The organism is Streptomyces sp. SAS_270 (assembly GCF_052543295.1).
Map to the genome: position 1 here is coordinate 1 of NZ_JBMNDS010000158.1, position 6,768 is coordinate 6,768.

6 protein-coding genes are annotated in these 6,768 nt (G+C 71.9%); 1 reads left to right on the plus strand and 5 read right to left on the minus strand.

What is annotated here, in order from left to right; translation table 11 throughout:
* Window positions 1-47: 47 nt before the first annotated feature.
* From ACN6LB_RS45385 to lipB, 4 genes are all read right to left on the minus strand, one after another.
* Window positions 48-749 carry a DUF4191 domain-containing protein gene (locus ACN6LB_RS45385; protein ID WP_356149735.1) on the minus strand — a complete coding sequence of 234 codons (702 nt, stop codon included), beginning with the start codon at window positions 747-749 and terminating at the stop codon, window positions 48-50.
* An 89-nt stretch (window positions 750-838) separates the two neighbouring features.
* Entirely contained in the window at window positions 839-1,036 is a 198-nt protein-coding gene (locus ACN6LB_RS45390) for an SCO2195 family GlnR-regulated protein (protein WP_356149737.1), read from the minus strand.
* 302 nt (window positions 1,037-1,338) lie between these two features.
* Window positions 1,339-2,304, minus strand: a complete 966-nt coding sequence (gene lipA, locus ACN6LB_RS45395; protein ID WP_445031042.1) for a lipoyl synthase — start codon at window positions 2,302-2,304, stop codon at window positions 1,339-1,341.
* A 115-nt stretch (window positions 2,305-2,419) separates the two neighbouring features.
* A complete protein-coding gene (gene lipB, locus ACN6LB_RS45400; protein WP_445031043.1) occupies window positions 2,420-3,217 on the minus strand; it encodes a lipoyl(octanoyl) transferase LipB in 798 nt (265 codons plus the stop codon).
* A 267-nt stretch (window positions 3,218-3,484) separates the two neighbouring features.
* Here lipB and ACN6LB_RS45405 point away from each other — a divergent pair, with 267 nt between their 5' ends.
* Window positions 3,485-4,924, plus strand: a complete 1,440-nt coding sequence (locus ACN6LB_RS45405; RefSeq protein WP_356149253.1) for a regulator — start codon at window positions 3,485-3,487, stop codon at window positions 4,922-4,924.
* A 46-nt stretch (window positions 4,925-4,970) separates the two neighbouring features.
* On the opposite strand, the gene ACN6LB_RS45410 is transcribed toward ACN6LB_RS45405, so the two are convergent.
* Window positions 4,971-6,425: an NAD(P)/FAD-dependent oxidoreductase gene (locus tag ACN6LB_RS45410; protein WP_445031044.1), complete on the minus strand. Its 1,455-nt coding sequence runs from the start codon at window positions 6,423-6,425 to the stop codon at window positions 4,971-4,973.
* Window positions 6,426-6,768: the final 343 nt, after the last annotated feature.

Genomic DNA, 6,768 nt, shown 5'->3' on the forward strand with positions numbered 1-6,768 from the left:
AGTGATCTCCGGACCCCCCCTTCGTCGTAAGACTCGTAGGAGGGAGGTCAGCGGGCCTTCGGCCCGCCGCGCGGCATCCGCATGCCCTTGGGCATCGGACCCTTCGGCAACGGCATGTTGCTCATCAGGTCGCCCATCGCGCGCAGCCGGTCGTTGGTCGCGGTGACCTGCGGGCCGGCCAGGACACGGGGGAGCTTCAGCATCGTCGTGCGGAGCTTCTTGAGGTCCACCTGGCCCTCACCGCTGCCGACGAGGATGTCGTGCACCGGCACGTCCGAGACGATCCGCGCCATCTTCCGCTTCTCGGCGGCCAGCAGGCTCTTCACCCGGTTCGGGTTGCCCTCGGCGACCAGCACGATGCCCGCCTTGCCCACGGCGCGGTGCACCACGTCCTGGCTGCGGTTCATCGCCACGGCCGGGGTCGTCGTCCAGCCTCGGCCGATGTTGTCCAGCACTGCGGCGGCAGCGCCCGGCTGGCCCTCCATCTGCCCGAAGGCGGCGCGCTCGGCCCTGCGTCCGAAGACGATCGCCGTCGCGAGGAAGGCGAGCAGCAGGCCGAGAATGCCCAGATAGACCGGGTGACCGATCAGGAAGCCGATCGCGAGGAAGACACCGAGGGTGACGATCGCGACAGCCCCGAGTACAAGACCGATCTTGGAGTCGGCCTTGCGGGTCATCTTGTAAGTGAGAGCGATCTGCTTGAGTCGCCCGGGGTTCGAGGCGTCCGCCGCGGTTTCCTTCTTCGCCATGGCAGGAAGTCTACGTGGCCCGACAAGCGCCTACGACGGCAGTGTGCCGGGACGGGTGCCGGGACAGCCCTCCCGGCGCGGGGCGCCCGCTACGAACGCGTGGAGGCGGATTCCAGAACGCGCTGAGCCTCGACCCGGTCCTTGGCACGGCGGCGGTCCTCCAGGACGGACGTCCAGGCATTGCGGCGGGCGGTGCGCTGGCCACTGCTCATCAGCAGCGACTCGACGGCACGGAGTGCATCGGTGAACGACGGGATGGCTGTGGCGCGTACGGGCGCGGCCTGCATGATGGAGGTCCCCCCTCGGGATCGGCGGCTCTGGTTAAGGGTGCACGTGGTGTAAGACCAGGGTCACTGATTGGTGTTACCAGGGCGTGACCGACCGGTCAAACACCAATGAAGCCTTGATGCGCGGGGTTCAAACACCGACGCGGTCCGGAAACCGCTCCCATCTGCGGGGACGGCCGGACCGCGTCGAACGAGCCAGTGTTGCGGGGGAGTTGCTTGTGTGCCGATTCACATGCGGGCGGTGGCACTCAGTGCCACCGCCCGCATGTGAACGAGATTGTGTACGACCGGTTTCCCGGGCCTCAGACGGCCTGTGAGGCGACGTACGTGCCGCGCTTCTCGACCGCCATCTGATAGAGCCGCCCGGCGCGGTACGAGGAGCGGACCAGCGGGCCCGACATCACACCGGAGAAGCCGATCTCCTCGGCCTCCTCCTTCAGCTCCACGAACTCGTGCGGCTTGACCCAGCGCTCCACGGGGTGGTGGCGCACGGTCGGGCGCAGGTACTGCGTGATCGTGATGAGCTCGCAGCCCGCGTCGTGCAGCTGCTGCAGCGCCTCGCTGATCTCCTCGCGGGTCTCGCCCATGCCGAGGATCAGGTTCGACTTCGTGACCAGACCGTAGTCGCGGGCCTCGGTGATGACCTTCAGCGAGCGCTCGTAGCGGAAGCCGGGGCGGATGCGCTTGAAGATCCGCGGCACCGTCTCCACGTTGTGCGCGAAGACCTCCGGGCGCGAGGAGAAGACCTCGGCCAGCTGCTCGGGCTCGGCGTTGAAGTCGGGGGCGAGCAGTTCGACCTTGGTGCGGCCGGCCTCGCGGCCCGCCGTCTGCGCGTGGATCTGGCGGACCGTCTCCGCGTACAGCCAGGCGCCGCCGTCCTCCAGGTCGTCACGCGCGACGCCCGTGATCGTGGCGTAGTTCAGGTCCATCGTGACGACGGACTCGCCCACGCGGCGCGGCTCGTCGCGGTCCAGCGCCTCGGGCTTGCCCGTGTCGATCTGGCAGAAGTCGCAGCGCCGGGTGCACTGGTCCCCGCCGATGAGGAAGGTGGCCTCGCGGTCTTCCCAGCACTCGTAGATGTTGGGACAGCCCGCCTCCTGGCAGACCGTGTGCAGGCCCTCGCTCTTCACGAGGCTCTGCATCTTCGTGTACTCGGGACCCATTTTCGCCCGGGTCTTGATCCACTCGGGCTTGCGCTCGATGGGGGTCTGGGCGTTCCTGACCTCCAGGCGCAGCATCTTGCGTCCGTCGGGTGCGACTGCGGACACATCGGCTCCCTGTAACTTCGATTCGTCGGCGTACACCAGGGTACGCCCGTGCTGTTTCCGACCCTGCGTCCGGGCAACCTTCGGCTCCGGGGGTACATTCCCCGGGCGCCGGAGGTCAGGCCGAGGCGCGCTCGATCTCGCGCGGCTTCAGGTCCGCGTGCTCCAGGACGTCCCGCAGATGCCTCTCGGCCACCGGCAGGACCTCGCCGATGGTGAGGTCGCGGCCCAGCTCGCCGGCGAGGGACGCCACTCCCGCGTCGCGGATGCCGCACGGGATGATGCGGTCGAACCAGACGTTGTCCGGGTTCACGTTCAGCGCGAAGCCGTGCATCGTCACGCCCTTGGCGACCCGGATGCCGATCGCGGCGACCTTGCGGTCCTCGCGGCGCTGGCCCGCGTTGGACGGCGCGTACTCCGGGCCGTTCATCCGCGGGTCGAACTCCTCGTCCGTCAGCCGCGGGTCGAAGTCGAGGGAGAGTCCGCCGAGGGACGGCCGCTGCTCCACCGGATCTCCGAGCACCCACACCCCGCTGCGGCCCTCGACCCGGGAGGTCTCCACGCCGAACTCCGCACACGTACGGATAAGCGCCTCTTCCAGACGTCGTACATGTGCTACGACGTCCACCGGGCGCGGCAGCTTCTGGATGGGGTAGCCCACCAGCTGGCCCGGGCCGTGCCAGGTGATCTTGCCGCCGCGGTCCACGTCGATCACGGGGGTGCCGTCCAGCGGGCGTTCGTCGTCCGCGGTGCGCCGGCCCGCCGTGTAGACCGGCGGGTGCTCGAGCAGCAGGCAGGTGTCGGGAACCTCGTCCAGGAACCGGGCGGCGTGCACCCGGCGCTGCTCGTCCCACGCCTCCTGGTACTCCACGGCCTCGGCACCGAATCCCATGCGGACGAACCGCAGCTCACTCACGGCAAGCGCCTCCCTTGAAGCTTCCTCACGCACACGGCAGGCACGCGGTGCCTGCGTCAGGCACGTAACGCGCCCAAGCCACTGTACGTCCGGCCGATTCACGTCAGCCCCGCGGCCAATCCTCACACGATCGGATGAATGAACGTCGAAATGTGCGATCGCCTGCTTACGCTCCGCTACATTCGCGCCGTTCACGAGGCCATAAGGGCTGCTCACTAGGCAATCCGGGCACCCAGTGTGCCTGGAAGGCAGGAGACCGCACCGCAGATGACGGAACGACCCGCGCAGCGCACGCCCAACCGTCAGCTCGCCGCGCTCATCGCAGAAGCGGGGTTCTCCAACGCAGGTCTCGCCCGTCGCGTGGACCAGCTCGGCCTGGAACACGGCCTGGATCTCAGATACGACAAGACCTCCGTCACCCGGTGGCTGCGCGGACAGCAGCCCAGAGGCACGACACCCGCGCTCATCGCCGAGGTCTTCACCCGCAGACTCGGCCGCCGGCTCACGGCGCTCGACCTCGGGCTCGACGCATGTGCGCCCGTCTACGCGGGCCTGGAGTTCGCCGCGACCCCCGAGGAGGCCGTCGACATCGTCAGCGGCCTGTGGCGCAAGGACTCCGGCAGCCACGCCGAACTCCGCAAGATCGCCTTCACCCCGGCCGGGCTCGTCGTGCCCAGCCGGGACTGGCTCATCGGCCGCGCCGACGACCGCGTCAGCCGCGGCGACACCACGACCGTGCGCGTCCCCCCGCAGGGGCGGCCCGTCGTGCCCCGCCAGCGCCACCAGACCGAGCGCGGACCCGGCCAGAAGGTCACCGGCGGCGACATCGCCGCCCTGCGCTCGGTGGGCGAGCTGTTCCGCACCCTCGATCACGCCTACGGCGGCGGCCACGCCCGCCAGGCCCTCGTCCGCTACCTGGAGCACGAGGCCGAACCGATGCTGCGCGGCACCTACGGCGAGCAGACCGGGCGGCGGCTGTTCGCCGCCGCCGCCGACCTCACCCGGCTGGCCGGCTGGACCTCGTACGACATCGCCGCGCACGGGCTCGCCCAGCGGTACTACGTTCAGGCACTGCGGCTCTCCCAGGCCGCCGGAGACCGGGCGTACGGCTCGTACGTCCTCGTCACCATGAGCCGCCAGGCCGTCTATCTCGGCCACGGCCGAGAGGCCGTGCAGCTCGCCCGCGTCGCCCAGCAGGGCGTCGGATCAGCCGTGCCGCCCGTCGTGCAGGCGCTGCTGCACTCCGCGGAGGCGCGCGGGCACGGCGTGCTCGGGGAGGTGCGGGCCTGTACGGCCTCCCTGGTACGCGCCGAACGGGCCCTGGAGACCTCCCGGACCGGTGACGAAGTCCCGTACTGGGCCCGGTGCTTCGACGAGGCACAGCTCGCTGACGACTTCGGGCACTGCCACCGCGACCTCCAGCAGTACCGGGCCGCGGCCCAGCACGCCGAGCGCTCGCTGCAGCTGCGCGCGCCCGCGTACGCGCGCAGCCGGCTGTTCTGCCGGGTCGTCCTCGCCTCGGCCCGGCTCGGACTCGGCGAACTCGACCAGGCCTGCCAGCTGGGGGCGGAGGCCGCCGCCCAGGCTGCGGAGATGCGGTCGGTACGGGCGATCGAGTACGTACGGGACTTCGAGCGGCGGCTTGAGCCCTACCGTGACGCGGCGCCGGTGCGGGGGTACCGGGACCGGGTGGCGGCGCTCGGCTGACGCCGGCGCCGACGTCCACTCCGGCACCGGCGCCCACGCCTCGTGTTCACGCGGCGGGTTCCAGGACTTCCTCCAGGAACGCCGGGCGGGCGCCCACGTCCGTGAGCAGGGCGTGGGCGGCCCGGCGGCCCGAGTGGAGCGCGCCCTGCACGGTGCTCGTGTCGCGATGGTCGCCGCAGACGTACAGGCCGGCCAGGAGCCGTACCGGACGGCGCAGGTCGTGCGGCGGAGGCATCGCCGGCACCGCCTCCGGGTCCTGGTGCACCGCGAGAAGCTCCCAGCGCTTGGTCGACGTCCCGTAGAGGCGGGCCAGTTGGGCGCGGACCGCCGCGTCCAGGTGCGCGGCCGCCGGGGGAGTGCCCAGCACCGTCGAGGAGATCAGCACCCGGCCCGCGGGCGCCCGCGTCGGGTCGACCTGGCTCACCACCGCGGTGTGCGCCACCGGGCCGCCCCGATCGGCGTCCAGGAGCAACGCGGGGTCGGTCAGCGGCGGCTCGTCCGTGGTGTGGTGCAGCACCGTCACCGGGTGGAAGCCCGGCACCCGCAGGCCCGGCAGGAGGCGGGCGGCGGCGCGTGCCCCGGTCGCCAGCAGCAGGGCCCGGCAGGTGAGTTCGCCGTGGTCCCGGGTGGTGACGGCGGTGGTGGAGACCGCCGTGACCTGGACGCCCGTGTGGACGGTCCCCGGCGGCAGCGCGGTCGCGAGGAGCTCCGGGAGCGTGTCGGCGCCGCCCTCCGGCAGACAGAGCCGGCCCGTCGCGAAGGCGTGCAGGGCCAGGTCGGCGACGCGGCTGGACGTCCGCAGCGACGGGTCGCAGAGCAGCGCGGCCAGGAGGGGGCGCAGGAAGCCGTCGATCGTCCGGGGCGGGAAGCCGCGGCCCGTCAGTGCCTCGGCGGCGGGGAGGTCCGGGCGTGAGCGCAGGCGGCGGGGTGGGGTCGCGGCGAGGCGGGTCAGGGCGGTGGCGAGGCGGGCGCGGTCGGTGGGGCCGCCCAAGGGGCCCGGGCCTGAGCCCAGGCCCGGTATTGGACCCGATCCCGATCCCGATCCTGGGCCCGGGCCCGCAGGGCCGGACTGGGGGCGGGGCAGAGGCAGGCGGGGGGCGCTTGCGAGGGCGCGTGCGGCGGTGAATGCGCCCCTTGTGCTCCGGGAGCTTCGGGGGGTGCGGGGCGGGGTGGGGGCGCCGACGTGGTGGTGGCGGCCGTCGCTGTGCAGGAGGACGCCCGGGGAGAACGGGCGCAGGGTCAGGGCGTCCAGTCCTGGGGTGCAGCGCAGTTCGGGGTACGACGTGAAGAGCAGCTGGCCTATCCGGTCGAGCCGGAAGCCGTCCACCTTCTCCGTCGACATACGGCCCCCCACGTGTGGGGCCGCCTCCAGGACCGTGACCCTCAGGCCCGCCCTGGTCAGATGGTGGGCGGCCGCGAGTCCGGCGACTCCGGCTCCTACGATGACCACGTCCACGTCGTCCGGGATCTCCCTGATCTCGACGTGGCCCGTGTGCTCCATGCGCTTCGTGTGGTCCGCCTGGCGTGCGGGCTCTAGCACGTTGCCCCTCCTCGAGGTTGCGCGGCCGGTGGGGGCGTCATGCCCCAAACGGGCTTCCGGAATACCCGAGTTCGGGACGAGGGTAGGCGCGGGGGGTGGCGGCGGGAGCCGCGCGGGGGGATGGCATGGGGGCATGCCGGGGCGCGTGTGCTGGCGGGGCGCCCATCGCAGGGGGTGCGGTGGGTGGGTGGGGTCCGTGCCGGTACGTCTGCTGGCGTGGGCGCCGTTCGCGTGGGGGCCGGTGGGTGGGTCGGGTCCGTGCCGGTACGTCTTGCCCGTCGCCGCGTGGGCGTACTGCCCGGGA